Genomic DNA, 26,638 nt, shown 5'->3' with positions numbered 1-26,638 from the left:
GCTTGGCGCGCGGCACGCACCGTGACATCGCACAGCAAACGAGTTGGCACAGCAGTCATTCATCCGTTTTCGCTTCGCTGGACGAAAGGTACATTAGTCGCGCGGCTTAGGTTCGCGGTCGAGGTTGCGCTCCGCTGATTTTCGGACGCCCGTCGTCCGAGCGAAGCGCGGACGGACCGGAACGGAGTGCATACCGCTCCGTTTGAGCTTCAGTGGCGCCAGTGCGTGCCGCGCACCAAGCCCCTGAAGTCCTTTGAGGGCGACACTTAGGCGCTGGGCCACTCGGTACTGCTAGTGTGGTCACGTCCTAATACCGTTGGCCCCCTAGCTGCTTTCTTTGCTTACTTTCTTTGCAGCAGCAAAGAAAGTAAGTCCCGCCCCGGACAGGGGCAGAGCTAATAGACCACAAAGAAAACAAGTTCCATGGAAGCGCAGAAACATCAAACGGTGTGAACCCCCACCCAAGCGCCAGCAAAACCCCCGTGCGAGAGAACCCAACATGCCAGACGAACAAGCGAAGAAAAAAATCGTAGCCTACAAGACGTTGCCAGACGACGTGATGTCCTACCTGACCGCCCACGCGGAGGTAGAAACGATCAACCCGACGAACCACGAAGCGCTGACAGCAGCGCTAAAAGCGGCCGACGGCGCAATCGGCGCAAGCATAAAAATCAGCCCGGACATGCTCGAAGGCGCGCACCGCCTGAAGGTCCTCTCGACGATCTCCGTCGGCTACGACAACTTCGACGTCGATGACCTCACGCGCCGCGGCATCGTCCTTACGCACACGCCCGACGTGCTCACCGAATCGACCGCCGATACCGTCTTCGCGCTGATCCTCGCGAGCGCGCGCCGCGTCGTCGAACTGGCTGAGTGGATGAAAGCCGGCAACTGGAAATCGAGCATCGACGAAGCGTGCTTCGGCGTCGACGTGCAGGGCAAGACGCTCGGCATCGTCGGGCTCGGGCGCATCGGCGGGGCGGTCGCGCGCCGCGCGGCGCTCGGTTTCCGGATGAACGTGCTCTACACCAACCGCCACCCGAACCCACATGCGGAAAACGACTACGGCGCAAAACGCGTCGAACTCGACGAACTGCTCGCGAAGTCGGACTTCGTGTGCCTCCAGGTACCGCTCACCGAAGCGACGCGCGGCATGATCGGCGCGGCGCAACTGAAGGCGATGAAGAAGACCGCGATTCTCATCAACGCATCGCGCGGACCGACCGTCGACGAACCCGCGCTCATCGAGGCGCTCAAGAACGGCACGATTCTCGGCGCAGGTCTCGATGTCTTCGAAAAGGAACCCCTCCCAGCCGATTCGCCACTCCTCGCGATGAAGAACGTCGTCGCGTTGCCGCATATCGGCTCGGCGACGCACGAGACCCGTCACGCTATGAGCCGCAATGCGGCGGAAAACCTGATCGGCGCGCTGCAGGGCACGCTCGACGTGAATATCGTGAATCCACAGGTGCTCGGGCGCTGAGCGGAAGGACGGGCAGGGCGTGCGTTAAGATGCCACTGCCCGAAAGTCGACACGAACCAGAGCGCGCCGCGGCGCGCTTTTTTGCCTTCGGGCGCCCCCGTTGCCCGGTCAGGCCGGTGAGAAGCCACATGCATGAAGAACAGCATCCGATGACGAGCGCCGCCGCCCGCCGCGCGACCATCACCGACGTCGCGCGCGAGGCGGGCACCGGCAAGACCAGCATCTCGCGCTATCTGAACGGCGAGACGAGCGTGCTGTCGCCCGAACTGCGCGAGCGCATCGAAGCGGCGATCGCCAAGCTCGATTACCGGCCCAACCAGATGGCGCGAGGCCTCAAGCGCGGACGTAACCGGCTCGTCGGCATGCTGCTCGCCGACCTGACCAATCCGTATTCGGTCGAAGTGCTGCAGGGCGTCGAAGCCGCGTGCCACGCGCTCGGCTACATGCCGCTCATCTGTCACGCGGCCAACGAAATCGACATGGAGCGCCGCTATCTGCAATTGCTCACGACCTACCGCGTGGAAGGCGTGATCGTGAACGCGCTCGGGGTAAAGGAAGAACTGCTGCAGACGTTTTCGCTCGGCGGCATTCCGGTCGTGCTCGTCGACCGCTCGGTGGAGGGCTTCGTCACCGACATGGTCGGGCTCGACAACCCGGAGGCCGTCGCGCTCGCGACGCGTCATCTCGTCGAAGAGGGCTTCGACGACGTCGTTTTCATCGTGCAGCCGTTCAGGCGCGTGAGTTCGCGGCGCGTGCGCGAAGCGGCGTTTCGTGACACCATCGGCGCCCTCGGCACGAAAGGATCGACGATCGTGATCGACCTCGCGGAAGCCGCACCCGCGCTCGCCGCAATCGATGCGCATCTGGACGCCGCCGACGCGAACCCGCAGCGCGTGGCATTATTCGCGGCCAACGCGCCGGTTGCGCTGCGCGTCGCGCTGCATCTGAAGGAGCGCTACGGCGCGAACTGGCAGCAACGTGTCGCGCTGATGTCGATCGACGACTCCGAATGGGCCGAACTCGCCGGCATGACGACCGTGCGCCAGCCGACCTACGACATTGGACGGCGCGCGGTCGAGTTCCTGCACGAACGGCTCGAAGGCGCGCGCATGCCGGCGCGCGAATGCCTGCTGCCGGGTGAGCTCGTCGTGCGCTCGTCCACGCGGCGCAAACAATCTCCAGGAACCTGAATGGTCAGTGTACCGACGCTCGCAAGCCTCACGATCGCCACGCTTCTCATCGCCGCCTTGCCGGTCGTGCTGTATCGCCGGCTCCGGCCGCGCTTCCAGTTCGAGCGGCGCGAGGTGATTCTCGGCATCGCGGTGTTCGCTTTCTTTTCGATGATCGTCGAACGTGCGCTGCACGGTTTCGTGCTCGGCAATGCAACGCTCGTCGGCTGGCTCGCGAATCCGGCCGTGTTCGTCGCGTACGGCGCACTGGCGGCAGGCGTCTGCGAGGAAGTGGGGCGTTTTCTCGCAATGAAATGGCTGATCCGGCGCGAGCCGTCGACACTCGATCGCGCGGGCACGTCCTTGGGCTACGGCATCGGGCATGGCGGGGCGGAGGCGTGGCTCGTCGGCGTGTTCGTGCAGTTGCAGTGGATCGTCTATGCGCTGCTGGCGAACCGCAATCAACTCGACGAGCATTTCACGAGCGTGCCGCCCGAAGCGCTGCTGCGCCTGCATATGGTGCTCGGCACGCTGTCGCCGCAATACGCGGTGCTGTTCGTCGTCGAGCGCGCGGCGGCGTTCGTGTTTCAGCTCGGATTCTCCGTGCTGATGTGGCAGTTGCTGCGCGAACGTTTTCGCCCTGCGTTGCCGTTCCTGATCGCCGCGCACGCGCTGATCGGCCTGCCGGCTGCACTCTTTCAGGCGCGCGTGATCCCGCTGCTCGCCGCCGATGCCGTCTATCTGGTTCTCGCGCTGTTCGTTGCGCGTGCGTTGATCCGCTATTTCCGCGCGGGCGCCGGGCGGCCGGACGCGACCTCACTGTCTAAATACTGAACATGGACGACTATCAATACGACTGTCCGAGCGCCGACATCGACATGCTCGCGCACGTGATCACCGATCTCTTCCCCGAACAGACGCAGTTCGCCGAACGCATCGACGACGAAGGCCGGACGTCGCTCGTCATTCACTACATCGCAATGCGTTTCGGGTCGGGCGCGCGGCGCATCACGATCGACGTGCGTTTCGACGCGGCCACGCTCGCGCGCTATCGGGCGCTGCCGGTGCGCATGCACGCGCGGAGCTATGCGGTGCTGCGCGCGTACGTGGAAGCGACGCTCGGTTCGCTGGAGGAAGCGTATGCGAATAAAGAAACCGTGCCGCGCACGGTCGAGATCGAGATGGGCGAGGATTTCGCGTAACGCTTGCGCGCGTCAGTCCGCGCGCTTGTAGACCTTCGCGAAGCGCGCGGCTTTCACGACGCCGTAGTCGCCGGGCGCGTACTGCATGACCCAGTCGCCGGCGGCGCCCGCGAGTACATCGCCGGCTTCCGAGCGGGCGATCGTGAACGCGTCGTGCATCTGCTTCGCAAGCACGACGACGGGGCGGTTGCGGTAGGTGCCGGGCTCGCCGTGGGCGAGGTTTTCCTGGGGCACGTACTTCGCATCGAAGCGCTCGCGCGAGACGACCCAGCGCTCGCCAGTCGCGCCGGTAATGAGCGCGTCGCCGGGCTGATAGCGGTTCGGGCCTTCGAGACTCATCAGTTCGCCGGGGGCCGCCGCGAACTCGACAGCGACGGCTTCATCTTTCACGACGCGGGTCGCCGCGGGGTCGGTGCTGAGATCGAGCTGGGTGAGTACGGTCATGGCGGATCGTTGGAGGAAATCGCGGGTTCGCGATCGTAACGGCAATCGAGCCATTTTGCACGCCACAGCGCGAAAGACTCAAAAAACAAAACGCCCGCATCGGACGATGCGGGCGTTTTGCATGCTGGCGAAAGGTTGCGTCACGGCTTCGTCACGGCTTCGTCACGGACGCGCCTTCCGGCACGCCGGCACGCGGCGCGCGATGCCGGCGATGCTCGCGCCCGCCTTCACGGAAGTTGGTATCGGCGAGCTTCTTCTGCTCGGGCGAGAGGCTCGCGTAGAGCGGCTCGAATGCATCGACGAGGCGCTTCGTGCCATCCGCGTTCGCCTGCGTGATCTGCTGGTATTGCTTCATGTCGTCGAGCGCGGACATCGTGTTGCGCTGCGCGACACGCTGGCGATACAGCTCGCCCATCGTGTGCGCATTTTCACGCATGATGTCGGCGAACTTCGACCATTGATCTTCCTGCTGCGGCGTGATTTTCAGCGCCGAGTGCAGTTCGTTGATGCGATCCTCGACGCGCGCTTCACGGTGGGTCGCAGCGGGCGCCGATGCGGCCGTCGCAACGACGGCGCCGGGGGCCGACGCCGCAGCGGGTGCCGAGGACTGAGCAAAAGCCGCGCTCACAGCGAGCGTTGCCGCCAATGCAGCGAGTGTTTTTTTCATTCGTGACACCTTCAGTCGATTAAAAATGGCTTGCAATGCGCCGGGCTTCGGCCCGGGCGCGTATGCAGCGCCGAAAACGCGATATTAGTATCACGATTGCCAGCGGCTCATGGCGCATTGCGACATCTGCTTACAACCGATACGTCTGCGAAAAAATAGGTTCGGGCGCTGAAACGAAGCGCGAATACGGTCATTTTCTGACGCGCCGCACCAAGCCTTGCGCCGAATGTCACCGCCGCATCAAAGTGCTAGGATGGCCGGGATACAACGAGGCAATGGAGGCAGCCATGTCTACTTTGGCTATCGATGGTGTGCGCTGGACGAATGACCGCGTGACGAACGTGCGCTGGGGCGACTTCGATCAGGGCACGAATAACTGGACATCGCCAACCACTATCGTCGAGGTGGCCCAGGTCGTTGACGCCATCAAGAGCGGCAGGGAAGTCCGCACGCTCTTCACGCTCGGCGGCCGGACCTTTCTCGGCCCCAAGGTCACGGCATTGCCTTACACCGCCGGGCACATCGGCATCGAGGCGCGCGTACAGGAAGGGCAGATCGAAAAGTCGCTGGAGGACTTGCCGGCCGTATGAGCTTGCAGCCCGCCGTTCGGGCAGCAGTCGCCGCCCCGCATGCAACGGAGCGCCGCCGTGGATCGTGAAAAGCTGCGCCGCTTCGGCTCCGAATTCGCGCCGCGCATCGCGAGCAGGATTGCAAGCCTGCTCGATGCGGACGTTCGCGTCGAAGTCATTCCGCACGAAAACGGCCGCACGCCTGCGCGCGTGCGGGTCAGTGCCGAGCGGGCCGCGCACGGGCGCGCATTTCCGCCAGGCTATTCGCAGCGGCTGAATCTCTATCTCACCTGGGACGACGGCGAGATCGAGCGGCTTTTCGACGCGCATGGCGACGAGCGCTTCGAGCGTTACCTGCAGGCGATCCCGGCCAAGCTGACGGCGTGGCAGGGCGCGCGCGACGTCGATCTGGAATCGCGCTCGCAGGCGGAGTTCGCGGTGCTGATCGGCGGACTGGATTTCGGCACGTGAATTGCTCGGCGCGTTCAGCAACGTTTTCTCAGGAGGAGACATAATGACATCGGCTAACAACGCAAACCTGCGCGCAGTCGTGCAGACTGCCGAGCAGGCGGGCGGCTTCGTATGGGTGATCACGCTCGTCGACTTCGCGGCCAGCGAGGTGAAGCGCTCGATGGTCTCGGAGGAAAATTTCTCGACCGCCGACGCTGCTCGCGACGCCGGCGAAGATCGCCTGAAAGCGATGGCTCAGGACCGCTAGGTCCGTCTGCAGCCGGCCGCGCATACGCACGGCGAAGACCACTTCGTGCCATCACGCGACCCGGCATGCATCGGCGCGCGCGGCGCGCTCGTGCGTCGTCGCATGGGCGGCGCGAAAACCCTCCTTGACACGCGCGATCCAGATTTGTAGCGTGTCATGCAACTCTCGCGACAGGAGAGACCGACGACATAGCAGTCGATCGTCCCCGCCAGCACAGCGATCCGAATTCCTCGCCACGACTTCGTGCGCGTCGTGCGTCACGGCGCACGCGCGGGGCCGGCGCGTTCGTCGAAGGCCGCAGCGGCGGCCGACCCAAGAGGCACTGCCATGGATCGCCGACGCTTTCTCTCCCTGTCCACGTTCTACACGGTCGTGGCCGCTACCGGCACGCTCGCTGCCTGCCACGGCGGCTCCGACGACAGCAACAGCGGAGGCTCGCCGGTACCTCCGCCGCCCGCGGGGTCGTTCGCGTTCCCTCAGGGCGTCGCGAGCGGCGATCCGCGCGACACCTCCGCCGTCTTCTGGACGCGCTGCACCGGCACCGCCACGAACACGACGGCGGCCGTTTCGCTGCGCCTCGACGTCTCGGCGCAGGCGGACTTTTCAAATCCGGTCGCGAGCGTGCAATTGAGCGCGCTGCCGGACTACGACTTCACCGTGCGCACGAAAGTGACCGGCCTTGCCGCGAAAACGACTTACTACTACCGCTTCGTCGCCGGCAGCGACGTGAGTCCGATGGGCACGACACGCACCGCGCCCGCCGCCAGCGAGGCGAATCCGCAGGTGCGGTTTGCGTGGTTCGTGTGCCAGAACTGGAGTGCGAACCACTGGCAGGCGATGTCGCTGCTCGCGACCGAGACCGATCTCGACTTCGTCGTGCATCTGGGCGACTACATCTACGAAACGGCCGGTGCGGCGCAGACGGCCGCCGTCGAACCCGCGCATGCCGCGATCGCATTGCCCGACGGCCTGGCGCTCCCGGCGGGCGGCACCTATGCGAACACCGTCAACGATTACCGCACGCTCTATCGCACATATCGCGGCGACACGCGCCTTCAGGCGGTGCATGCGCGTTTCCCGGTGATCGCGATCTGGGACGACCACGAATTCTCAGACGACTGCTGGCAGGACCATCAGACCTACACGAACGAAAACAAGCAACAGACCGAGCGGCGGCGCAGTGCGAACCAGGCGTGGGCGGAATATCTGCCGGTCGACTGGGGCGACGTCTCGTTCGATTTGCGCAATGGCAATTACGACAATATTCGCATCTATCGCGACTTCCACTTCGGCTCGCTGATGCACCTTGTCATGACGGACGAGCGGCTCTATCGCGACGATCACGTGGTCAGCGAAGCCTCCGTCGCGCAGGCGCTCGGCCACGATCCCGTCAACGGCAGCGATCCGCAGGGCTCGCGTTACTTCGTGCCGCAGGGGGCGCTCCAGCAGTTCGAGGCGCTCGACACGCAGCGCCTCGGGCGCGTGCCTTCGATCCTCGGCCCGACGCAGACGCAATGGTGGAAGGACACGCTGAAGTCGTCGATCGCGACATGGAAGGTGTGGGGCAACGAGGTGATGATGAACCGCCTGTGGATCGACCTGTCCGTCATCGCGCCGTCGAACAGCGGCGTGTTCGTGATCGACTGCGACTCGTGGGACGGCTATCCGAGCCACAAGGCCGACCTGCTTTCGTTCGTGAAGATGCAGGGAATCGCGAACCTCGTCGCGATCACGGGCGACCTGCACGCATTCCAGGCGGGCGTCGTGCGCGACGATCCGAACCCGTCGACGGGCACGCCGGCCCTCGTCGACCTGATGTCGGCGGGGATCAGCAGCACGTCGTTCTTCGGCGAGGCGCAAGGGCGAACGGCGGGCACGCCGTTCACCTCGCTCGTGGCTTCGCCGCAGGTGTTCGACGCGCTCCTCAAGCTGAACAACCCCGACCTCAAATACGCCGATCACGATGCGCAGGGCTACGCGTCCGCGACCGTGACACCCGGGCAGTTCGTCGCGATCTTCAACAAGGTGAAGGGACTCAACGCGGACGGCAGCGCGCCGCAGGCTCCGCTCGCAAAGCGAACGCGCCTCACCGTCAACGCGGGCGCCGCGGGCACGTCGGCGGTGATCGTGGAAGACAACGTCTGAGCGTGCCCGCCGCGCTCACTTGACGCCGACCACCATCGAATCCGCCCCGACGAGCGGTTCGATGCGCACCTCCGAAAAGCCCGTTTCCTTCATCCATTCGCGGCATTGCGCGCCCGTGTAGTCGAAGCCGCCGGGCGTTTCGATCAGCATGTTCAGGCTCATCATGAGGCCGAAGGCGTTCTCGCGGCGATCGTCGTCGATGATCGCGTCATACACGACGAGGCAACCGCCCGGGGGCAGCGCCGCATGACACTTCTTCAGCAGGTCGAGCTTTTGCGGCAACGCCCAGTCGTGCAGGATGTGGCCCATCACGAGGACGTCGGCGCTCGGGCAGGGGTCCTTGAAGAAGTCGCCCGGGTGAAAGCGCAGGCGATCCTGCAACCCGTGCGCCGCGACGTATTCGTCGAACACCGGACCGACGGCCGGCAGGTCGAAGCCACCGCCGGTGAGATGCGGATGCGCGAGCGCGACCTGCACGGGCAGCGCGCCCTGCGCCGCGCCGATGTCGATGAACGTGCGGTAGTTGCCCCACGGAAACTTCTGCGCGATCTCGCGCGCCGCACCGAGGCTGACGCCGCTCATCGCCTGGAGAAAGCCGCGCAGCGACGCATCATCGTGATAGATCGCCTCGAAGAGATTGCCGCCGTGCTTCGACTCGTTTTGCGGCAGGCCGGTCTTCAGCGCTTCGGTGAGCGATCCCCAGAACGGATAAAGGCGCGTGTTCGCCATTTCCAGCAGGCCGCCGACATAGCATGGCTTGGCCTTGTCGAGGAAAAGACCGGTGTCGGGCATGTTGCTGTAGGTCGAGCCTTCGCGCGCGAGCAGCTTCAACGCGACGAGTGCATCGAGAAAGTCCAGCGCCGAACGCGGATGCAGTCCGAGCGTGCTGGACAGGCCGGCCGCGTCAAGCGGACCTCTCGCGAGTTGCGTGAACACGCCGAGTTCGACCGCCGACAGCAATGTCTTCGATGCCCAGAAACCCATGCCGATCTGCAGCAGCCGGTCAGGAGAGGGCGTATCGACGGTGCCGGGCGCTTGCGCATTTTCCATAAGTCATCCTTCGCTTAAATGTGATGAAACGTAAGGCGTGAAAAAGCCGATGAAAGGCCGCAGCTAACTCTAGGAGGCGCATCGCGAGGGTTCAAGGAACTTGTGTGCGCAGCCGCGCAGAGCCGTGCAGGTGACTTTCGGGCGCCTGGCGCGAAAACATGTGCGACGGCGTCGAACGTGTTCGTCGGAAGCGTTGCACGGCAAAGCGTTGCTGGCGGCGCACACTGCTTCTCATACACTGACCCACGTTCAAAGGAGAACGTCATGAACCGCTTCAATGGAAAAACAGTCCTCGTCACCGGCGGCAACAGCGGCATGGGCCTCGTCACCGCTCAGGCTTTCGCCGCAGAAGGCGCACGCGTCGTCATCACCGGGCGCGATTCGGCCACGCTCGCGTCGGCGGAAGCAACGCTCGGCGCCGGCGCGATCGCGCTACGCAACGACGCGGGTTCGGTCGCGGCGGCGCGCGAACTGGCGAAGCAACTCGCCGAAGCCAACGTAAAGCTCGACGCGGTTTTCATCAACGCGGGGATCGCGAAGCTCGCGCCCTTTGCGGACATCACCGAAGCCCTGTGGGACGAGACCTTCGACATCAACGTCAAGGGCGCCTTCTTCCAGATCCAGTCGCTCGTGCCGCTCCTGAACGAAGGGGCGTCGATCGTGCTGAACGGGTCGATCAATGCGCATATCGGCATGCCGGCTTCGTCGGTGTATGCGGCGAGCAAGGCTGCGCTCATCACGTTCGCCAAGACGCTGTCGGCCGAACTGCTGCCGCGCGGCGTACGCGTGAACGTGGTCAGCCCCGGCCCGGTCCGCACGCCGCTGCACGAAAAGCTCGGCCTCTCCGACGACCTCGCGGCGCAACTGCAAGCGCAGATTCCCCTCGGACGCTTCGGGCACAGCAGCGAAGTCGCGGCGACGGTGCTGCATCTGGCAGCGCCCGAGTCGGGCTTCATCGTCGGAACGGAGATCATCATCGACGGCGGCATGAGCCAGCTTTGATCGCAGCCACCTGAAGACGGCGCGGGCGAGCTGCAGAAGCCACGTCATCGGCCGATCCGGGAATAAGCGCGCCTCGCCGCACGTTCTACCCGTGTGGCAAGCAATGCGAAGCCGGCAAGCGGCGTTTCATGGGAAGCGCCGCGCCGGCCGCGACGATGCTTGCGGATCAACGGAGAAGAACATGACGCTCAGGAATTCGCACATCGCGGTGTGCGCCGGGGTCGTCGCGCTGGGTCTCGTCAGCGGCGCGGCGTACGCGAAGGAAACGGTCAAGGCCACGCTCAGCAACGACACAATCAAGCTCGATACCGACAGCGTGAAGGCAGGCACGGTGACGTTCGAGGCGACCAACGCGTCCGACACGAAGCAGATCCACGAACTTGTCGTGCTCAAGACCGACATGTCGGCGGACAAGCTGCCGGTGAAGAACGGCGCGGTGCCGGAAAAGCAGTTCAGGAAGATGGGCGAAGTCGAGGACATGGCGCCCGGCAAGAGCAAGCAGCTCACGCTCAAGCTGGCGCCCGGACATTACGTGCTCATCTGCAACCAGCCCGGGCATTACGCGATGGGCATGCATGCGCCTTTCGTCGTCACGCCGTAAAACCTTGCCTGGCAGGGATCGCGCTGTCGCTTTGCGAGCCGGATCTCCCGGCGTGTGACAATCGTCCGGTTGCCTTTCGGTATCCGCGAACGAGGACACATGGACGAAGACAGGAAGCCAATCGCCGCGAGCGAACGCGAAGCGCGCTTCCGGCGTTACGAGGCGACGGGCGAAGCGTCGATACGCGCGGAGCTGGAAGCGTCTTCGCCGACTGACGACGAGACCTTCGCCAAGCGCGCATGGCTCTTCCAGAAGGAGGAAGGGCGCCAGACCGAGCAGCGCCGTGCCATGGTAGCGTCGGCCGAGGCGGCGCACGATGCCGCTCGCGATGCGCGCGACTCCGCGCGGGCCGCGCGCCGCTCCGCATTCTGGACGATGATCGCGGCGCTCGCCGCGACGGCGGGCGTGCTCGTGAACGCGGCGATCGCGCTCGGCTGGCTCGACTGGCTGAAACGCGCGACGTAGAGCGCGAAAGGTCTCAGCGCTTCCTGGCGCGATGTCCGCTCACGACCGCGCCTGCGTCGCGCGCGAGCCCGAACAAGTCCGCTATCCCCACCAGCCCGATCACCGCGACGATCAGGAATGCCACGCTGAAATCCGCTGGCGTGACCGACTGCGAATCGTGTCCGTGCAGCCATTGCGCGATCCTGAGCGCGATCGCACCGGCCGCCACGCCGATACCCATCGTCATCTGAAAGAGCGTGCTCGACAGCGCCGAGGCGCCGCTCATCTGTGCCTTCGGCACGTCGGCGAAGCTGAGCGTGTTGAGCGCGGTGAACTGCAGCGAGCGCGCAAGCCCCGACAGGAACAGCACGACGACGACTACGGTTTTGGGCGTCGATGGCGCGAGCAGGCTCATCGCCGCGAGCGAGAGCGCCGCCAGTGTGCCGTTGACGATCAGCACCGAGCGAAAGCCGAAGCGGCGCATGACGGACGTCGTGACGAGCTTCATCGAGAGATTGCCCGCGAACACGGCGAGCGTGAGCAGGCCGGATGCGAACGCGTCCATCCCGAAGCCCACCTGGAACATCAGCGGCAACAGGAACGGCACCGCGCTGATCGAGATGCGAAAGAGCGACCCGCCGCCCATCGCGACGGCAAACGTCTTCACCTTCAGCGCCGACAGATCGACGACCGGCTCCCTCGCGCGTCGCAGATGCAGCCACGCGGCCACACCCGACACCACGCCCACCGCGACGAACACGCTCGTCTGCGTCCACGGCGTGTCGCTGCGGCCGATCAGTTCCATCGCGTAGAGCAATGTCGTGCAGGCGAGGCCGCACAGCGCGAAGCCGGGCAGATCGAAGCGGCGGCCGGCGTTTTCGCGCGTGTTGTCGAGATAGCGCAGCGCGACGAAGAGCCCGATCGCGCCGAGCGGCAGGTTCAGATAGAAGATCCAGCGCCACGACGAATAGGTCGTGATGAAGCCGCCGAGCGGCGGACCGATCACCGGCGCGACGAGCCCCGGCCAGGTGATGATCGCGATGGCGCGCATCAGGCCGTCCTTGGGCGTCGCTCGCAGGACGGCGAGGCGTCCGACCGGCACCATCATCGCGCCTCCGATGCCTTGCAGCACGCGCGCCGCGGCGAACGAATGCAGCGTGTCGGTCATCGCGCAGAGCACGGAGGCGGCGGTGAAGACAGCGATCGCGCTGCCGAACACCGTGCGCAGGCCGAAGCGGTCGGCGGCCCAGCCGCTGATCGGGATGAAGACGGCGAGCGTCAGCAGATACGACGTGATGCCGAGGCTCATGTCGGCGGGATGCACGCCGAACGAGCGCGCCATCTGCGGCAGCGCGGTGGCGATGATCGTGCCGTCGAGGTTTTCCATGAAGAACGTCGCCGCGACGAGCGCCACGATGAGCGATCCGCTGGAACTGCGGGAGCGCTTGGTGTCGCTTGGACTTTCGGGGGCCTGCATCGGCTTGGTTCTCCTGTCGACCAGAGTTGGCGCTTTAGCGCTTACTCTGGTCCCATGCTTGGCGGTCGACCAGAGTTGGCGCTTTAGCGCTCACGAGCAAGCCAATTGCAAGAGATATGCAAGAAACCCCCGTCGCGCGGCCGGCTGCCATTCTAGCGTCGAAGCAGAGCCGGCGTGGCTATGGTAGTTTCGGCGTTTGACCAGTCATTCCGGCAACGAACACAAGGAAGGGAAAGCAATGGAGTATCGGAAACTCGGCGCAAGCGGCATCGACGTGAGCCTGATCGGTCTCGGCACGATGACCTGGGGCGAGCAGAACACCGAAAGCGAGGCGCACGCGCAGATCGATTGCGCGCTCGGCCAGGGCGTCAACCTGATCGATGCCGCCGAAATGTATCCCGTGCCGCCGCGTCCCGAGACGCAGGGCCGCACCGAGCAGTACATCGGCACGTGGCTCGGCGCGAATCGCGGCAAGCGCGACAAGATCGTGCTCGCGACGAAGATCGCGGGCCCGGCGCGCCAGCCGCACAATCCGCGTCACATTCGCGGCGCGGGCAACCAGTTCGACCGCGCGAACCTGACCGAAGCCGTCGACGGCAGCCTGAAGCGCCTGCAGACCGACTACATCGACCTGTACCAGCTGCACTGGCCCGACCGCAGCACCATGACCTTCGGGCGCCCGTCGTATCCGTACCTCGACGACGAATACACGGTGCCGATCGACGAAACGCTCGCCGCGCTCGGCGATCTCGTGAAAGCCGGCAAAATCCGCCATCTGGGCGTTTCGAACGAGACGCCGTGGGGCGTCGCCCAGTTCCTGATCGCCGCTGAAAAGCACGGGCTGCCGCGCATCGTCAGCATCCAGAATCCGTACAGCCTCGTGAACCGCACGTTCGAAGCCGGGCTGTCGGAGTTCACGCACAAGGAAGCAGTCGGCCTGCTCGCGTATTCGCCGCTCGCGTTCGGCTGGCTGACCGGCAAGTACGAGGGCGGCGCGCGGCCGGACGGCGCGCGCATCACGCTCTTCGAGCGCTTCCAGCGCTACAGCAAGCCGCAGGCGATCGCAGCCATCGACCGCTACAGTGCGCTCGCGCGGCGTCACGGATTGTCGCCGGCGCAGCTCGCGCTCGCGTTCGTGAACAGCCGGCCCTTCACGACGAGCACGCTGATCGGCGCGACCACGCTCGCTCAGCTGAAAGAGAATATCGACAGCATCGCCGTGAAACTGTCCGATGAAATACTTGCCGAAATCGATGCGCTGCACGAACAGCAGCCGAATCCGGCACCTTGAGTATCATGGACCGCACGGCGGCCGGATTGTCGATCCGACCCTCCGCGCGGTCCACGCAACAGCTCCGCGCAAGACTCGCCTGATCCGCCGCAAACCCTTTTGCGGCAAGGCGCCCGACGTTTTCCGGTGCAGTGCCGACTGCGAGGCACTACACTTGCTCGATTGTCCTGGTTGCCCGCTGTGGCGCCTGTCGTGCCTCAGCGCGCGCTCTTTCCAAGGAGTCGTCGCTCATGTCACAACCCTCCGCGAAGTCCCCCGCCGAACTGGATCAACTCTGCATCAACACGATCCGCACGCTGTCGATGGACGCCGTGCAGAAGGCCAACTCCGGCCACCCGGGCACGCCGATGGCCCTTGCGCCCGTCGCCTACCACCTGTGGCAGAACCATCTGCGCTACGACCCGGACGATCCGCTGTGGCCCAACCGCGACCGCTTCGTGCTCTCGGTCGGGCACGCATCGATGCTGCTCTATTCGCTCCTGCATCTCGCGGGCGTAAAGGCGCTTGGCAAGGACGGCAAGCCGACCGGCGCGCCCGCCGTCTCACTCGACGACATCAAGCAGTTCCGGCAGCTCGACAGCAATACGCCGGGCCACCCCGAGTACCGCATGACGACGGGCGTCGAGACCACGACCGGGCCGCTCGGCCAGGGACTCGGCAACAGCGTCGGCATGGCGATGGCCGCGCGCTGGCGCGAGGCGCACTTCAACCAGCCGGACAACGCACTATTCGACTATCGCGTCTACGCGCTCTGCGGCGACGGCGACATGATGGAAGGCGTGTCGCATGAGGCGGCGTCGCTCGCGGGCCACCTACGGCTATCGAACCTGATCTGGATCTACGACAGCAATCGCATCACGATCGAGGGTCATACGGACCTCGCGTACAGCGACGACGTCGAATCGCGCTTCAAGGGCTACAACTGGAATACGATGCACGTCGACGACGCCAACGACGAGGCCGCGCTCGAAGCCGCGATCAACAAGGCGAAGGCCACGACCGACCGGCCGACGCTGATCGTAGTGAAGAGCATCATCGGGTGGGGCGCGCCGAACAAGCAGGACACGGCGTCCGCGCACGGCGAGGCGCTTGGCGTGGAAGAGGTCAAGCTCGCGAAACGCGCCTACGGCTGGCCGGAAGACGCGCATTTCCTCGTGCCCGAGGGCGTGAAGGAGCGTTTCGCCGAAGTGATGGGCGCGCGCGGCAAACAGGCGCGCGACGAATGGGAAAAGCGCTTCAACGACTTCGGCAAGCAATATCCCGATCTCGCGAAGCAGTTCAGCCTGATGCGCGAGTCGAAGCTGCCCGAAGGCTGGGACGCCGACATCCCGGTCTTCGAGCCGGACGCGAAGGGCATCGCCACGCGCGAATCGTCGGGCAAGGTGCTCAACGCAATCGCGCAGCGCATTCCGTGGATGATCGGCGGCGCGGCCGACCTGTCGCCATCGACGAAAACCAATCTCAAGTTCGAGGGCGCCGGCAGCTTCGAACACGACAGCTACGGCGGCAGAAACCTGCACTTCGGCATCCGCGAGCACGGCATGGGCGCGGTCGCCAACGGCCTCGCGCTCTCTGACATGCGGCCCTACGCTTCCACGTTCCTGATTTTCAGTGACTACATGAAGCCGCCGATCCGCCTCTCCGCGATCATGGAAGTGCCGGTCATCTACGTGTTCACGCACGACTCGATCGGCGTCGGCGAGGACGGCCCGACGCACCAGCCGATCGAACAGCTTGCGTCGCTACGCGGCGTGCCGGGCCTCACCATGCTGCGTCCGGGCGACGCCAATGAAGTGAGCGAGGCGTGGCGCGTCGCGCTGTCGCAGTCGCATGAGCCGTCGTGCATTGTCGTGACGCGCCAGCCGCTGCCGACCTTCGACCGCAAGAAATACGGGTCGGCCGAAGGCGTCAGGCGCGGAGCCTACGTGCTCGCCGACGCGCCCGCCGGCAAGCAGCCCGAAGTGCTGCTGCTCGCGACGGGCAGCGAAGTGTCGCTGTGCGTCGAAGCCTACGAGAAGCTCGCGGGCGAAGGCATCGCGGCGCGCGTGGTGTCGATGCCTTCGTGGGACATCTTTGAGAAGCAGGATCAGGCGTACAAGGACTCGGTGCTGCCGCCCGACGTGAATGCGCGCGTCGCGGTCGAGCAGGCGGCGACGCTCGGCTGGGATCGCTACACCGGCCGACTCGGGTCGCAGATCGTGATGCACACTTTCGGGGCGTCGGCGCCGCTGAAGGCGTTGCAGACCAAGTTCGGCTTCACGCCGGCGCGCGTCTACGAGGAAGCGAAGAAGCAGATCGAGCGGGTCAAATCCAGCGGCAAGAACGGCAAGGAGTGAGCCATCATGCAGATCGGCATCGTGGGGCTGGGACGGATGGGCGGCAACATCGGGCGACGGCTGATGCGCGGCGGCCATAGCTGCGTAGTCTACGATCACAATCCCGACGCGACGCAGGCGCTTGCCGCGGAAGGCGCGACGGGCGCAGGCGATCTTGGGGATCTCGTAGGCAAACTCGCCGTGCCGCGCGTGATCTGGCTGATGTTGCCGGCCGGCAAGATCACCGAAGATACGTTAAACGACCTGCACAATCTGCTCGGCGCGGACGACGTGGTGATCGACGGCGGCAACAGTTTCTACAAGGACGACATCCGGCGCGCGGCGCAGTTTCGCGAGCTGGGCGTGCATTACGTCGATGTGGGGACGTCAGGCGGCGTGTGGGGCCTGGAGCGGGGCTACTGCATGATGATCGGCGGCGAGGAAGAGGCCGTGCGGCGCATCGATCCGATTCTTTCGGTGCTCGCGCCACATCGCGGCGACATTCCGCTGACGCCCGGGCGCGAAGGACGCGATCCGCGGGTCGAGCAGGGGTACATGCATACCGGGCCGGTCGGGTCGGGGCATTTTGTGAAGATGGTGCACAACGGCATCGAGTACGGGCTGATGCAGGCCTATGCCGAAGGGTTCCATATCCTCAAGCACAAGGCGTCGCCGGACCTGCCGCCCGAACAGCGCTATGACATCGATCTCGCGGATGTCGCCGAGGTGTGGCGACGCGGCAGCGTGGTGTCGTCGTGGCTGCTGGACCTGACGGCGGGCGCGCTCGCGCAGGACGGCTCGCTCGATCACTTCTCGACTGAAGTCGCGGACAGCGGGGAAGGGCGCTGGACAATCGAGGCGGCCATCGAGGAAGCGGTGCCCGCGCAGGTGTTGTCGGCGGCGCTATATACGCGCTTCAAGTCGCGCGATGCCGAGGCGTTCCCGGAACGGCTGCTCTCCGCGATGCGCTTCGGGTTCGGCGGGCACAAGGAGTTCCCGGTGAAGTGATGGGTTCGATGCAGGTGGAATTGGAGACGGGCCGCGTGGGTGTTGCGGCCCGTTCTTGCTTTGACGCGTGCAGTCGAATCGCACTCGGCTCAAACCACGGGACCATTCGTCGGTGATCTTCGGAGCGTCGTCGGGATCAACCAGGTGTCGCGTGAGCGGTTTTCGTTCGCGTGGCTGTCACGCCTCATGCTGATCACTTCATCATCCGCCGCCGAAACAGCACCGCGCACACGAAAAACGGCACGATCGCGTACACGAGCAGCACGCCGACATGCAACGCGACGTCCTCGACCGGACGCCCGAGCATCGCCGGCCGGATCAGTTCGACCGCATGCGACAGCGGCAGCAGCAGCGTGATGTGCTGCGCGGCCGCGGGCAATTGCGTGATCGGAAAGAATACGCCGGAGAGCAGCAGCATCGGCGTGAGGGCGAGCGTCTGGTAGAACATGAAGAAGTCGTAGTTCGGCGCGAGCGCAGTCACGATCATCGTGCTGCTCGCGAACGCGAGGCCCGTCAGCACGATAACCGGCAGCGCGATCAGCATCGACGGAAAGCTCGCGTAGCCGAACACCGCCGCCACCAGCATGATCGCGACACCCGACAGCACCGACTTGCTCGCCGCCCAGATGATCTCGCCGAGCACGATGTCGCCGAGCGTGAGCGGCGTGTGCATGATCGCCTCCCACGTGCGCTGCACGTGCATGCGCGAAAAGCCCGAATACATCGACTCGAAACTCGCCGACATCATCACGCTCGACGCCACCGTGCCCGCCGCGAGGAACGCGATATACGAAACGCCGTCGACCCGGCCGACCATCAGGCCGAGACCCAGCCCGAGGCCGAACAGGTAGATCATCGGATCGGCGAGATTGCCGAACATCGACGCAATCGCGAGCTTCTTCCACACCAGATAGTTGCGCCGCCAGACCGCGATCCAGTTGGTGGCGCTGGAAGGCATCGCCTGCGGGCGGGCGTTCTCGCCTGCGTGTCCGGTCTGGTTGCGCTTTGCCGCCATGCGCGACGGGTCGTAAGTGTTCATGTGATCGTCAATCCAGCCGGTCAATCCACCATCTCGCGCCCGGTCAGGCGCAGGAATACATCTTCGAGATTCGCCGGCCGGTGCAGATAGCGCACGCCCGCGCGCCCTTTGACGCGCTGATGCACGGCTTGAGGATCGTCGACGTAGCAGAAGAGCGTCTCGCCGCTCACTTCCATGCGCCCGACGAACGGCGCGAGTTCATCGCGCAGGGCGAGCGGATCGGGACCGTAGATCTCGATCACGTCGCAGCCGATCACCGATTCGATCAGTTCGTGCGGCCGGCCCTCGGCGATCTTGCGGCCTTCCTCGATCACGCAGAGCCGGTCGCACAGCCGCTCGGCTTCCTCCATGAAGTGCGTAGTGAGAAGAATGGTCTTGCCGCGCGACAAGAGAGAGCGCAGCCGCTCCCAGATCATGTGGCGCGCCTGCGGATCGAGGCCCGTGGTCGGTTCGTCCATCACGAGCACGTCGGGATCGTTGACGAGCGCGCGCGCAAGCGTCAGCCGCCGCTTCATGCCGCCGGACAGCTCGACGACCCGCGCGTCCGCCTTGGCTTCAAGCTTGGCGAATTCGAGCAGCGACGGCACGAGCGCCGAGATCTGCGCGTGCTTCATGCCGAAGTAGCGTCCGAACACCAGCAGGTTTTCGCGGACGGTGAAGTCGGGATCGAGGTTGTCGAACTGCGGCACCACGCCCACGCGCCGCCGGGCGAAGCGGGCGCGCGCGGGAATCGGCTCGCCGACGAGCCGGATCGCACCCGCATCGGGCGAGGTGATGCCGAGCAGCATCTTGAGCGTCGTCGTCTTGCCCGCGCCGTTCGGGCCGAGCAGGCCAAAGCATTCGCCCGGCTCGACGTGAAACGACAGGCCGTCGACGACGGTCTTGTTTCCGTAGCACTTCCTGACATCGGTGAAGTCGATCGCGCGGGGCGCCGGGTGCGTGCCGTCGCTCGATGCGCTCGATGAAATCGTTAAGGGTTCCAAAGCTGTCATGGTCGAAATGGGCAGGCGAACAGGCGCTTCGCATCCGTCGTCGGTCTGTGAAGCATCCGCCGGAAAGCCGAGCCGGCTAGTGTAATCCATTGCACCATTGCGGCGCTCGATCCCGCCTGTGCACCGTCCGCGCCCGCGTCCGGTGCGCGAAGGCGTTGCAACGCAGGCTCGAATGCCGGCCGAAAAGACCAGCGCCTTGGCCGGTGAGGCTCGCGCGTTGCTGGCACGATGCGAGCTTGGGAGGCGCTTTCCGTGCTTACCCATTGGCGCTGCGCGTTAGCGTTTTCCATCGTTGCCGCGAGCGTTGCGACGCACCATCATGCAGACAGCACCGAACCTCATGCGGTCAGGGAGATCCATCATGGCGAGCTATCAGAAAATCCTCTTGTGCTACGACGGCACCCGCGAAGGCCGCAAGGCGTTGCGGCACGGCGCCAACCTCGCGCTCGACCTGAAGGCCGAGACCCACGTGCTCGCGGTGGTCGACATGCGCTCGTCGATCGCGCAGAGCGCAGGCCTGCTCACCGACATGGCCTGCGGACGGTTCGAGGATGCCGCGCGCGACATCCTGCAGGAAGGCGTCGACTGGCTGACCGAGCGCGGCCTGCAGGCGCAAGGGCATTTTGCGTTCGGCCATCCGATTGACGAGATCGCCAACCTCGCGGAGAAGCTGAAAGTGGACCTCGTGGTGGTCGGGCATCGCTGCCGCAACGGCCTCGCGCGCTGGTGGATGGGCGCGGGCAACACGCCCCTGCTCGACCGCGTGTCGTGCAGCATCCTCGTGGCCGTGTGCCCGGCGGGTGAATCGGCCGAAGCCGAAGAGGACGCGGCCTACGCAGCCAAGCCGGTCAAGAGCGAGGTCAGCGCATAGGCGCCGCCCGGCCGTTCAGCCGTTCAGGTCCACCGCGACCAGTTTCCAGGTCACGAGCCCGCTGCGATGGAAGATCGCGGAATAGCGGGCATCGCCCGCGCCGTGCTGGTAAGTGACCACGAAGGTGTCGAAGCTTCGATAACCGGCCGTGGTCTGCGGCGGCGGCTTCGGTGCCGCGGGCGCGGCTCCGCTTCCGGCCGACGTGCTGTCCGGGCCCGGATTTGTCGCCGCCGGCGCGGGTGGACGTTCGCCCGGATTCCCGCGCGGCGGAATGCCGTTGAGAATCGCGGCGACGCCGTCCGGCGTCGCATACGAGTCGACGAGCGGGCCGACGAGCGCGGCGCCGATCATCGCGCCGATGACCGCAAGCGGATTGCCGCTCTTCTGGATGTCGACACGCCGTGTGAGCAGTTCCGCCACCTGCAGTTTCAGGCTTTCGCGCAGCGCCGGGAAATCGACGTATTCGTTCACCGTTTGAGCGTCGCGCGCGTCGGCTGCGCGTTTGAGCCGATCCAGCGCGATATAGGGCGACGCATAGACGAATCCGAGCGCAGCAACGATAACGAGCACGACGAGCGTGACAATGACAGACTTGGTAGTGCGGGTCATACGATTGGACACCTTGCGTAACGTTGAGTCTGCTAATGGACCGCGCGAACGCAGGATTTATCCCGGAACTGCAGTCTCGGACGCCAACGCTACGCAAATCCGCCGTCAGGCGAAGAGCCCGCCCGCGATGCCGGCGCGTTCCTCATCGATGCAGCGGTCGATCATCCGCGACACTTCGTCGATGTTTCCAACCATGATTACGCGCGACTCGTCCCGATAGACGCGCACCGGTGCGCGGCGCTCGGCCTCGTGATGCACCGAAGCGTTCAGCGACACGCGCGCGAACGCCGGCTGGCGCGACGGCAACGCGGGCATCTCGTCGAAGAGTCCGGGCGCGGTGTCCGCGTGCGGCGCCTTGCAGGAGATCAGGGAGCGCAGATACCGCAGACGACCGAACTGGCGGAAAGGCAGCAAACGGGCAAAACGTTCCATGATGTTTCTCCAGGCGATAGGACGCACCGCGACTCGCCGCGTATGCGGCGGCCGTCAGATCTTGTTGATGGAGGAGGGGACGGGCCCCGCCGGACTACGCGCTCAGAACTCGCCCGAGCGGATCAGGCCGACCGCGATGCCCTCGAGCGCGAATTCCGCGCTGCCCGACTTCACGAAGATGTTTTCGTAATCCGGATTCTCGGCAATCAGTTCGACACCGTCGCGATGTCGCTTCCAGCGCTTCACGGTGACGTCGTCGCCGATACGGGCGACCACGATCTGCCCGTCCTTCGCTTCGCTTTTCTTCTGCACAGCGAGCAGGTCGCCGTCGAAAATGCCGGCGTCGCGCATCGAGAGTCCGCGCACTTTGAGCAGGTAGTCGGGCTTGCTGGAAAAGAGCGCCGGGTCGAACGAATAGTGCTGGGAGATGTGCTCCTGCGCGAGAATCGGGCTACCGGCGGCGACACGTCCGACGAGCGGCAGCGACAACTGCATGATGCTCTGGTGCGGCAGCGTAAACTGATGCGGCGAGTCTTCGAGGCTGGGGACGAGCCGGATGCCGCGCGACGCGCCCGCCGCCAGTTCGATCACGCCTTTGCGCGCGAGCGCCCGCAGATGCTCCTCCGCCGAATTGGCAGACGAAAAACCGAGCTCGGCGGCGATCTCGGCACGCGTGGGCGGAAAACCGGTGCGCTCGATGGCGCGCTGGATCAGTTCGAACACCTGCTGCTGCCGCGCGGTTAGTTTGCTTGTTTTGTTCACTTGCTCGGCCCCTCGGCGGACTGTATGGATGGACAGGTGACTGTATTTTTATACAGTATTTCGCACTTTTCAAGGTTTACTTTAAGTTCGCCCGTCGATTGGCCATTCGGCCTGCGATTGAGCAGGTCGGGACGCGAAAGTGCGCCGTCGTCCGCTCTTTAGCACTTTTACATCTTAAAAAATGAAGAACGATTATTTTTAATAATGAAGCCCGCCCGATAGACTGCCTTCGTCAACTCAATAAGACGGAGAACGGGGAATGCATAGTCGGAATTCGGGTTTGGGCGCGCGCACGCGCGGGCTTCTTGCGGTGCTCCTGCTGGGCGCAGCGGCGGGCTTCGGCGCGGTCGGGCAGGCACACGCGGACACGGCGTTTCTCAACGTGTCCTACGATCCGACGCGCGAGCTGTATCAGGACTTCAATCAGGCATTCGCGAAGAAGTGGAAGGCGGAGACGGGCGAATCGGTGACGTTCAAGCAGTCGCACGGCGGCTCGGGCGGCCAGGCTCGCGCGGTGCTCGACGGCTTGCAGGCGGACGTCGTGACGCTCGCGCTCGCCTATGACATCGATGCGCTCGCGGGCAAGGGACTGATCGATCAGGGCTGGCAGAAGCGCTTGCCGGACAACGCGTCGCCGTACACATCGACGATCGTGTTCCTCGTGAGAAAGGGCAATCCGAAGCAGATCAAGGACTGGAACGACCTGGCGAAGCCCGGTGTGTCGATCGTGACGCCGAATCCGAAGACGTCGGGCGGCGCGCGCTGGAACTATCTCGCGGCGTGGGCCTACGCGCAGCACCAGCCGGGTGGCAACGAGCAGACCGCGAAGGATTTCGTGACGAAGCTCTACAAGAATGCGGGCGTGCTCGATTCGGGCGCGCGCGGTGCCACGACGAGTTTCGTGCAACGCGGCCAGGGCGACGTGCTGATCGCGTGGGAGAACGAGGCGTTTCTCTCGCTGAAGGAATTCGGCGCGGACAAGTTCGAGATTGTGGCGCCGTCGGTCAGCATTCTGGCGGAGCCACCGGTCGCCGTAGTCGACAAGGTCGTCGACAAGCACGGCACGCGCAAGCTGGCCGAAGCGTATCTGAAGTATCTGTACAGCGACGAAGGGCAGGAGATCGCGGCGCGCAACTTCTATCGTCCGCGCTCCACAAAGGTGCCCGCCGCGCTGACGAAGCAGTTCCCGAAGCTCAAGCTCTACACCGTCGACGATACGTTCGGCGGCTGGACGAAAGCCCAGAAGACGCATTTCGCCGATGGCGGCGTGTTCGACTCGATCTATCAGCCGCAGTAAGAAGTAGAGGGCGCCGCACACGCGGCGCCCTTGCATCATCTAAAGAAGCATCCAAGCGGCGCACATGACGACCGCGTATAAACACAAGCAGGCAATGCGCCATACCCCGGCGCGCTGGAACAGGACGAATCAAGGATGATGACTTTCACTTTCCGCAAGCCGAGCGCGCTGCCCGGCTTCGGGCTGACACTCGGCATCACGGTGGCTTATCTGAGCCTCGTGGTGCTGATTCCGCTCGCGGCCACCTTCGCCAAGACCGCCACGCTCGACTGGGCGCAGTTCGTGCGCGCGGTCACGTCGCCGCGCGTGCTGGCCTCATATCGGCTGACCTTTTCGGCTGCGCTCGGCGGCGCGCTCATCAACGCCGTGTTCGGCTTTCTGGTTGCGTGGGTGCTCGTGCGCTACACGTTTCCGTTCAAGCGCGTCGTCGATGCAGTCGTCGATCTGCCGTTCGCGCTGCCTACGTCGGTCGCGGGCATTTCGCTCGCCGCCGTCTATGCAAGTAACGGCTGGATCGGCCAGTATCTCGCGCCGCTCGGGATCAAGGTTGCGTTCACGCCGCTCGGCGTGCTGGTCGCGCTGACCTTCATCGGACTGCCGTTCGTCGTGCGCACGGTGCAGCCGGTGCTCGAGGACTTCGAGCGCGAGCAGGAAGAAGCGGCCGCGTGCCTCGGCGCGACGCGCTGGCTGACGTTCAGGCGTGTCGTGCTGCCGTCGCTCCTTCCCGCGCTGCTCACGGGCTTCGCGCTCGCGTTCGCGCGCGCGCTCGGCGAATACGGCTCGGTGATCTTTATCGCGGGCAACGTGCCGATGAAGTCCGAGATCACGTCGCTCCTCATCATCACCAAGCTCGAACAGTACGACTACGCGGGCGCGACGTCGCTTGCCGTCGTGATGCTGTGCGTCTCGTTCCTGATGCTGCTCCTCATCAACACGCTGCAGTGGTTCCTGCAGCGGCGTACCAGCAAGACGGGCACAGTGCCAGCCATCGCCGGATCGCTGCACGTGCAAGGGAGCAAGCCATGAGCACGCCCAGCCAGAAAGCCGTATCGGTGGGCGCACAATCTCGGGTCGTCGAACACAAGCTCGATCCGGTCACCGAATCGCGCGCGGTGCGCTACGCGCTCACGACCATCGCGCTGATCTTCCTCGCGCTCTTTCTCGTCGTGCCGCTCGCCGCCGTGTTCGTGCAGGCGTTCAGCAAGGGCGTCGACTACTACTTCGAGTCGCTGAAGGACCCGGACGCGTGGTCCGCGATCAAGCTGACGCTGCTTACCGCCGCGATCGCCGTGCCGCTGAACGTCGTGTTCGGGCTCGCGGCCTCGTGGGCGATCGCGAAGTTCGAGTTCCGCGGCAAGGCGCTGCTCACGACCCTCATCGACTTGCCGTTTTCGGTTTCGCCTGTCATTTCGGGGCTGATCTACGTGCTGATGTTCGGCGCGCAGGGCTGGTTCGGCCCGTGGCTCATCGCGCACGACGTGCAGATCATCTTCGCCGTGCCCGGCATCGTGCTCGCGACGATCTTCGTCACGTTCCCGTTCGTCGCGCGCGAACTGATTCCGCTGATGCAGGCGCAAGGCAACGACGAGGAAGAGGCGGCGCACGTACTGGGCGCATCGGGCTGGCAGATCTTCCGCCGCGTGACGCTGCCGAACGTGAAGTGGGGTCTGCTCTACGGCGTGATTCTCTGCAATGCGCGGGCGATGGGCGAGTTCGGCGCGGTCTCGGTGGTTTCGGGCCACATCCGCGGACAGACCGACACCATGCCGCTGCACGTCGAGATCCTCTACAACGAATACAACTTTTCGGCGGCATTCGCGGTGGCGTCGCTGCTCGCGCTGCTCGCGCTCGTCACGCTCGCGCTCAAGCTGCTGGCCGAGCGCCGCATGTCGCAATCGATCGCGAAGACGCAGGACCTGCCGCATGAGGCGCCTGTCACGTCCATCCAGAACTGAAGGCACGAGAACCAAGATGAGCATCATCGTTCGCAATCTGCACAAGCGCTTCGGCGACTTCACCGCGCTCGACAACGTCACGCTCGACTTTCCGGCGGGCGAACTGGTCGCGCTGCTCGGGCCGTCGGGCTGCGGCAAGACCACGCTCCTGCGCGTGATCGCGGGCCTCGAATATGCCGACGCCGGCCAGGTCGTGCTGCATGGCGAGGACGTCGCGGAAGTCGGCGCGCGCGAGCGCCAGGTCGGCTTCGTGTTCCAGCATTACGCGCTCTTCCGTCACATGACGGTGTTCGAGAACGTCGCGTTCGGGCTTCGTGTGAAGCCGCGCCGCGAGCGGCCGACTGAAGCCGTGATCCGCGAGAAGGTGCATGAACTTCTCAAGCTCGTCCAGCTCGACTGGCTCGCCGAGCGCTTTCCGTCGGAGCTCTCGGGCGGCCAGCGGCAGCGCATCGCGCTTGCCCGCGCGCTCGCCGTCGAGCCGAAGGTTCTGCTGCTCGACGAACCGTTCGGCGCGCTCGACGCCAAAGTGCGCAAGGAATTGCGCACCTGGCTGCGGCGCCTGCACGACGACCTGCATATCTCGACGATCTTCGTGACGCACGATCAGGAAGAAGCACTCGAAGTGGCGGATCGGATCGTCGTGCTGAATCGCGGGCATGTCGAGCAGGTCGGCAGCCCGCAGGACGTCTATGATCATCCGCAGACGTCGTTCGTCTACGAGTTCCTCGGTGCGGCCAACCGGCTGAAGGGCAATGTCGATGCAAGCGGGTTCATCGCGCAGGGCGCCGCCCAGCCAATCGCCGCCGAAGCGAACTTCGCCGGCCCGGCGCTCGCTTATGTGCGACCGCACGATCTCACGCTCTATCCGACGCAGTCCGGGCATCGCGACGGCATCGTCGTCGACGTGCGGCGGGTCGTGACGCTCGGCGGCTCCGTGCGCATCGAGCTGGAAGGCAGCGAGGGCAACGTGCTCGAAGCGGAACTCGACCGCGAGACGTGGCGCGAACTGAACCTGAACATCGGCGATGGCGTGACGGCCGTGCCGCGCGTTCTGCGTGTGTTCCCGGCGCAATGACATCCAACAAGAGAGGCTGAC

At 64.9% G+C, this 26,638-nt stretch carries 28 protein-coding genes; 19 read left to right on the top strand and 9 right to left on the bottom strand.

The window, feature by feature from the left end; translation table 11 throughout:
* Positions 1 to 499 precede the first annotated feature (499 nt).
* The 4 genes from AWB81_RS08685 to AWB81_RS08670 all read left to right on the top strand — a co-directional run bounded on the left by AWB81_RS08685 (position 500) and on the right by AWB81_RS08670 (position 3,854).
* Positions 500 to 1,483, top strand: coding sequence for a 2-hydroxyacid dehydrogenase (locus AWB81_RS08685; protein ID WP_062634195.1), 984 nt, complete (start codon positions 500 to 502; stop codon positions 1,481 to 1,483).
* Between the two features lie 128 nt (positions 1,484 to 1,611).
* Positions 1,612 to 2,673: a LacI family DNA-binding transcriptional regulator gene (locus AWB81_RS08680; RefSeq protein WP_062634193.1), complete on the top strand. Its 1,062-nt coding sequence runs from the start codon at positions 1,612 to 1,614 to the stop codon at positions 2,671 to 2,673.
* Entirely contained in the window at positions 2,674 to 3,486 is an 813-nt protein-coding gene (locus tag AWB81_RS08675) for a YhfC family intramembrane metalloprotease (protein WP_062634191.1), read from the top strand. It abuts the gene before it with no gap.
* Positions 3,487 to 3,488: 2 nt separating this feature from the next.
* Complete coding sequence (locus AWB81_RS08670) at positions 3,489 to 3,854, top strand: DUF3022 domain-containing protein (RefSeq protein WP_062634189.1); 366 nt, start codon at positions 3,489 to 3,491, stop codon at positions 3,852 to 3,854.
* Positions 3,855 to 3,866: 12 nt separating this feature from the next.
* Here AWB81_RS08670 and AWB81_RS08665 read toward each other — a convergent pair whose 3' ends face one another.
* On the bottom strand, positions 3,867 to 4,298 hold the full coding sequence (locus AWB81_RS08665; protein WP_062634188.1) for a PGDYG domain-containing protein: 432 nt from the start codon (positions 4,296 to 4,298) through the stop codon (positions 3,867 to 3,869).
* A gap of 151 nt (positions 4,299 to 4,449) precedes the next feature.
* Positions 4,450 to 4,965, bottom strand: coding sequence for a Spy/CpxP family protein refolding chaperone (locus AWB81_RS08660; RefSeq protein ID WP_062634186.1), 516 nt, complete (start codon positions 4,963 to 4,965; stop codon positions 4,450 to 4,452).
* Positions 4,966 to 5,027: 62 nt separating this feature from the next.
* Between AWB81_RS08660 and AWB81_RS48695 the strand changes: the two genes are divergently transcribed.
* From AWB81_RS48695 to AWB81_RS08640, 4 genes are all read left to right on the top strand, one after another.
* Positions 5,028 to 5,555, top strand: coding sequence for a hypothetical protein (locus tag AWB81_RS48695; protein ID WP_374730476.1), 528 nt, complete (start codon positions 5,028 to 5,030; stop codon positions 5,553 to 5,555).
* A 57-nt stretch (positions 5,556 to 5,612) separates the two neighbouring features.
* Entirely contained in the window at positions 5,613 to 6,005 is a 393-nt protein-coding gene (locus AWB81_RS08650) for a DUF5594 family protein (RefSeq protein WP_235025750.1), read from the top strand.
* A 43-nt stretch (positions 6,006 to 6,048) separates the two neighbouring features.
* Positions 6,049 to 6,252, top strand: coding sequence for a hypothetical protein (locus AWB81_RS08645; protein WP_062634180.1), 204 nt, complete (start codon positions 6,049 to 6,051; stop codon positions 6,250 to 6,252).
* A gap of 327 nt (positions 6,253 to 6,579) precedes the next feature.
* On the top strand, positions 6,580 to 8,397 hold the full coding sequence (locus AWB81_RS08640; RefSeq protein WP_062634178.1) for an alkaline phosphatase D family protein: 1,818 nt from the start codon (positions 6,580 to 6,582) through the stop codon (positions 8,395 to 8,397).
* A gap of 15 nt (positions 8,398 to 8,412) precedes the next feature.
* Here the strand turns inward: AWB81_RS08640 and AWB81_RS08635 are convergent, their stop codons facing one another.
* On the bottom strand, positions 8,413 to 9,447 hold the full coding sequence (locus AWB81_RS08635) for a methyltransferase (RefSeq protein WP_062634176.1): 1,035 nt from the start codon (positions 9,445 to 9,447) through the stop codon (positions 8,413 to 8,415).
* A 264-nt stretch (positions 9,448 to 9,711) separates the two neighbouring features.
* Here AWB81_RS08635 and AWB81_RS08630 point away from each other — a divergent pair, with 264 nt between their 5' ends.
* The 3 genes from AWB81_RS08630 (at position 9,712) to AWB81_RS08620 (ending at position 11,515) form a co-directional block, all read left to right on the top strand.
* Complete coding sequence (locus AWB81_RS08630) at positions 9,712 to 10,449, top strand: SDR family oxidoreductase (RefSeq protein WP_062634174.1); 738 nt, start codon at positions 9,712 to 9,714, stop codon at positions 10,447 to 10,449.
* 181 nt (positions 10,450 to 10,630) lie between these two features.
* Positions 10,631 to 11,050, top strand: a complete 420-nt coding sequence (locus tag AWB81_RS08625; protein ID WP_062634172.1) for a plastocyanin/azurin family copper-binding protein — start codon at positions 10,631 to 10,633, stop codon at positions 11,048 to 11,050.
* Between the two features lie 99 nt (positions 11,051 to 11,149).
* Positions 11,150 to 11,515, top strand: a complete 366-nt coding sequence (locus AWB81_RS08620; RefSeq protein WP_062634170.1) for a hypothetical protein — start codon at positions 11,150 to 11,152, stop codon at positions 11,513 to 11,515.
* 13 nt (positions 11,516 to 11,528) lie between these two features.
* Here the strand turns inward: AWB81_RS08620 and AWB81_RS08615 are convergent, their stop codons facing one another.
* Complete coding sequence (locus AWB81_RS08615) at positions 11,529 to 12,971, bottom strand: MFS transporter (protein ID WP_062634168.1); 1,443 nt, start codon at positions 12,969 to 12,971, stop codon at positions 11,529 to 11,531.
* Between the two features lie 238 nt (positions 12,972 to 13,209).
* Between AWB81_RS08615 and AWB81_RS08610 the strand changes: the two genes are divergently transcribed.
* From AWB81_RS08610 to gnd, 3 genes are all read left to right on the top strand, one after another.
* The gene (locus AWB81_RS08610) at positions 13,210 to 14,262 is read left to right on the top strand and encodes an NADP(H)-dependent aldo-keto reductase (RefSeq protein WP_062634166.1); all 1,053 of its coding nucleotides are present in this window, start codon (positions 13,210 to 13,212) and stop codon (positions 14,260 to 14,262) included.
* Between the two features lie 230 nt (positions 14,263 to 14,492).
* Positions 14,493 to 16,598, top strand: a complete 2,106-nt coding sequence (gene tkt, locus AWB81_RS08605) for a transketolase (RefSeq protein ID WP_062634164.1) — start codon at positions 14,493 to 14,495, stop codon at positions 16,596 to 16,598.
* Positions 16,599 to 16,604: 6 nt separating this feature from the next.
* On the top strand, positions 16,605 to 17,585 hold the full coding sequence (gene gnd, locus AWB81_RS08600) for a phosphogluconate dehydrogenase (NAD(+)-dependent, decarboxylating) (RefSeq protein WP_062634162.1): 981 nt from the start codon (positions 16,605 to 16,607) through the stop codon (positions 17,583 to 17,585).
* A 193-nt stretch (positions 17,586 to 17,778) separates the two neighbouring features.
* Here gnd and nodJ read toward each other — a convergent pair whose 3' ends face one another.
* Entirely contained in the window at positions 17,779 to 18,600 is an 822-nt protein-coding gene (gene nodJ / locus AWB81_RS08595; protein WP_062634210.1) for a nodulation factor ABC transporter permease subunit NodJ, read from the bottom strand.
* 44 nt (positions 18,601 to 18,644) lie between these two features.
* Positions 18,645 to 19,616, bottom strand: a complete 972-nt coding sequence (gene nodI, locus AWB81_RS08590; RefSeq protein WP_087134863.1) for a nodulation factor ABC transporter ATP-binding protein NodI — start codon at positions 19,614 to 19,616, stop codon at positions 18,645 to 18,647.
* 361 nt (positions 19,617 to 19,977) lie between these two features.
* On the opposite strand from nodI, the gene AWB81_RS08585 reads away from it, so the two are divergent.
* The gene (locus tag AWB81_RS08585) at positions 19,978 to 20,487 is read left to right on the top strand and encodes a universal stress protein (RefSeq protein WP_062634160.1); all 510 of its coding nucleotides are present in this window, start codon (positions 19,978 to 19,980) and stop codon (positions 20,485 to 20,487) included.
* Positions 20,488 to 20,502: 15 nt separating this feature from the next.
* On the opposite strand, the gene AWB81_RS08580 is transcribed toward AWB81_RS08585, so the two are convergent.
* The 3 genes from AWB81_RS08580 to lexA form a co-directional block, all read right to left on the bottom strand.
* Positions 20,503 to 21,096 carry a DUF2939 domain-containing protein gene (locus tag AWB81_RS08580; RefSeq protein WP_062634158.1) on the bottom strand — a complete coding sequence of 198 codons (594 nt, stop codon included), beginning with the start codon at positions 21,094 to 21,096 and terminating at the stop codon, positions 20,503 to 20,505.
* A 105-nt stretch (positions 21,097 to 21,201) separates the two neighbouring features.
* Positions 21,202 to 21,528 carry a hypothetical protein gene (locus tag AWB81_RS08575; protein ID WP_062634156.1) on the bottom strand — a complete coding sequence of 109 codons (327 nt, stop codon included), beginning with the start codon at positions 21,526 to 21,528 and terminating at the stop codon, positions 21,202 to 21,204.
* 102 nt (positions 21,529 to 21,630) lie between these two features.
* Positions 21,631 to 22,290 carry a transcriptional repressor LexA gene (gene lexA, locus AWB81_RS08570; RefSeq protein ID WP_062634154.1) on the bottom strand — a complete coding sequence of 220 codons (660 nt, stop codon included), beginning with the start codon at positions 22,288 to 22,290 and terminating at the stop codon, positions 21,631 to 21,633.
* 259 nt (positions 22,291 to 22,549) lie between these two features.
* On the opposite strand from lexA, the gene AWB81_RS08565 reads away from it, so the two are divergent.
* From AWB81_RS08565 to AWB81_RS08550, 4 genes are all read left to right on the top strand, one after another.
* Positions 22,550 to 23,587: a sulfate ABC transporter substrate-binding protein gene (locus AWB81_RS08565; protein WP_062634152.1), complete on the top strand. Its 1,038-nt coding sequence runs from the start codon at positions 22,550 to 22,552 to the stop codon at positions 23,585 to 23,587.
* Between the two features lie 135 nt (positions 23,588 to 23,722).
* Positions 23,723 to 24,613: a sulfate ABC transporter permease subunit CysT gene (gene cysT, locus AWB81_RS08560; RefSeq protein ID WP_062634150.1), complete on the top strand. Its 891-nt coding sequence runs from the start codon at positions 23,723 to 23,725 to the stop codon at positions 24,611 to 24,613.
* Positions 24,610 to 25,542 (top strand): sulfate ABC transporter permease subunit CysW, encoded by a 933-nt coding sequence (gene cysW, locus AWB81_RS08555; RefSeq protein WP_062634148.1) that lies wholly within the window; start codon positions 24,610 to 24,612, stop codon positions 25,540 to 25,542. The genes cysT and cysW overlap by 4 nt, the downstream gene beginning before the upstream one ends.
* Positions 25,543 to 25,558: 16 nt before the next feature.
* On the top strand, positions 25,559 to 26,617 hold the full coding sequence (locus tag AWB81_RS08550) for a sulfate/molybdate ABC transporter ATP-binding protein (protein ID WP_062634146.1): 1,059 nt from the start codon (positions 25,559 to 25,561) through the stop codon (positions 26,615 to 26,617).
* Positions 26,618 to 26,638 lie beyond the last annotated feature (21 nt).

This window comes from Caballeronia arationis, assembly GCF_001544975.2.
GTDB classification, from domain to species: domain Bacteria; phylum Pseudomonadota; class Gammaproteobacteria; order Burkholderiales; family Burkholderiaceae; genus Caballeronia; species Caballeronia arationis.
Note: the sequence above shows the minus strand (reverse complement) of the source record. Positions and strands in the feature narration are given on the sequence as shown.

Coding starts and splice junctions, on each gene's coding strand:
- AWB81_RS08625 (WP_062634172.1), top strand. CDS start 10,631: ATGACGCTCAGGAATTCGCACATCGCGGTGTGCGCCGGGGTCGTCGCG.
- AWB81_RS08575 (WP_062634156.1), bottom strand. CDS start 21,528: ATGGAACGTTTTGCCCGTTTGCTGCCTTTCCGCCAGTTCGGTCGTCTG.
- nodJ (WP_062634210.1), bottom strand. CDS start 18,600: ATGGCGGCAAAGCGCAACCAGACCGGACACGCAGGCGAGAACGCCCGC.
- AWB81_RS08615 (WP_062634168.1), bottom strand. CDS start 12,971: ATGCAGGCCCCCGAAAGTCCAAGCGACACCAAGCGCTCCCGCAGTTCC.
- AWB81_RS08660 (WP_062634186.1), bottom strand. CDS start 4,965: ATGAAAAAAACACTCGCTGCATTGGCGGCAACGCTCGCTGTGAGCGCG.
- AWB81_RS08640 (WP_062634178.1), top strand. CDS start 6,580: ATGGATCGCCGACGCTTTCTCTCCCTGTCCACGTTCTACACGGTCGTG.
- AWB81_RS08670 (WP_062634189.1), top strand. CDS start 3,489: ATGGACGACTATCAATACGACTGTCCGAGCGCCGACATCGACATGCTC.
- nodI (WP_087134863.1), bottom strand. CDS start 19,616: ATGACAGCTTTGGAACCCTTAACGATTTCATCGAGCGCATCGAGCGAC.
- AWB81_RS08630 (WP_062634174.1), top strand. CDS start 9,712: ATGAACCGCTTCAATGGAAAAACAGTCCTCGTCACCGGCGGCAACAGC.
- AWB81_RS08635 (WP_062634176.1), bottom strand. CDS start 9,447: ATGGAAAATGCGCAAGCGCCCGGCACCGTCGATACGCCCTCTCCTGAC.
- AWB81_RS08680 (WP_062634193.1), top strand. CDS start 1,612: ATGCATGAAGAACAGCATCCGATGACGAGCGCCGCCGCCCGCCGCGCG.
- cysT (WP_062634150.1), top strand. CDS start 23,723: ATGATGACTTTCACTTTCCGCAAGCCGAGCGCGCTGCCCGGCTTCGGG.
- AWB81_RS08675 (WP_062634191.1), top strand. CDS start 2,674: ATGGTCAGTGTACCGACGCTCGCAAGCCTCACGATCGCCACGCTTCTC.
- AWB81_RS08565 (WP_062634152.1), top strand. CDS start 22,550: ATGCATAGTCGGAATTCGGGTTTGGGCGCGCGCACGCGCGGGCTTCTT.
- AWB81_RS08685 (WP_062634195.1), top strand. CDS start 500: ATGCCAGACGAACAAGCGAAGAAAAAAATCGTAGCCTACAAGACGTTG.
- AWB81_RS08610 (WP_062634166.1), top strand. CDS start 13,210: ATGGAGTATCGGAAACTCGGCGCAAGCGGCATCGACGTGAGCCTGATC.
- AWB81_RS08665 (WP_062634188.1), bottom strand. CDS start 4,298: ATGACCGTACTCACCCAGCTCGATCTCAGCACCGACCCCGCGGCGACC.
- AWB81_RS48695 (WP_374730476.1), top strand. CDS start 5,028: ATGCAGCGCCGAAAACGCGATATTAGTATCACGATTGCCAGCGGCTCA.
- AWB81_RS08585 (WP_062634160.1), top strand. CDS start 19,978: ATGGCGAGCTATCAGAAAATCCTCTTGTGCTACGACGGCACCCGCGAA.
- AWB81_RS08550 (WP_062634146.1), top strand. CDS start 25,559: ATGAGCATCATCGTTCGCAATCTGCACAAGCGCTTCGGCGACTTCACC.
- gnd (WP_062634162.1), top strand. CDS start 16,605: ATGCAGATCGGCATCGTGGGGCTGGGACGGATGGGCGGCAACATCGGG.
- AWB81_RS08580 (WP_062634158.1), bottom strand. CDS start 21,096: ATGACCCGCACTACCAAGTCTGTCATTGTCACGCTCGTCGTGCTCGTT.
- AWB81_RS08620 (WP_062634170.1), top strand. CDS start 11,150: ATGGACGAAGACAGGAAGCCAATCGCCGCGAGCGAACGCGAAGCGCGC.
- AWB81_RS08645 (WP_062634180.1), top strand. CDS start 6,049: ATGACATCGGCTAACAACGCAAACCTGCGCGCAGTCGTGCAGACTGCC.
- tkt (WP_062634164.1), top strand. CDS start 14,493: ATGTCACAACCCTCCGCGAAGTCCCCCGCCGAACTGGATCAACTCTGC.
- cysW (WP_062634148.1), top strand. CDS start 24,610: ATGAGCACGCCCAGCCAGAAAGCCGTATCGGTGGGCGCACAATCTCGG.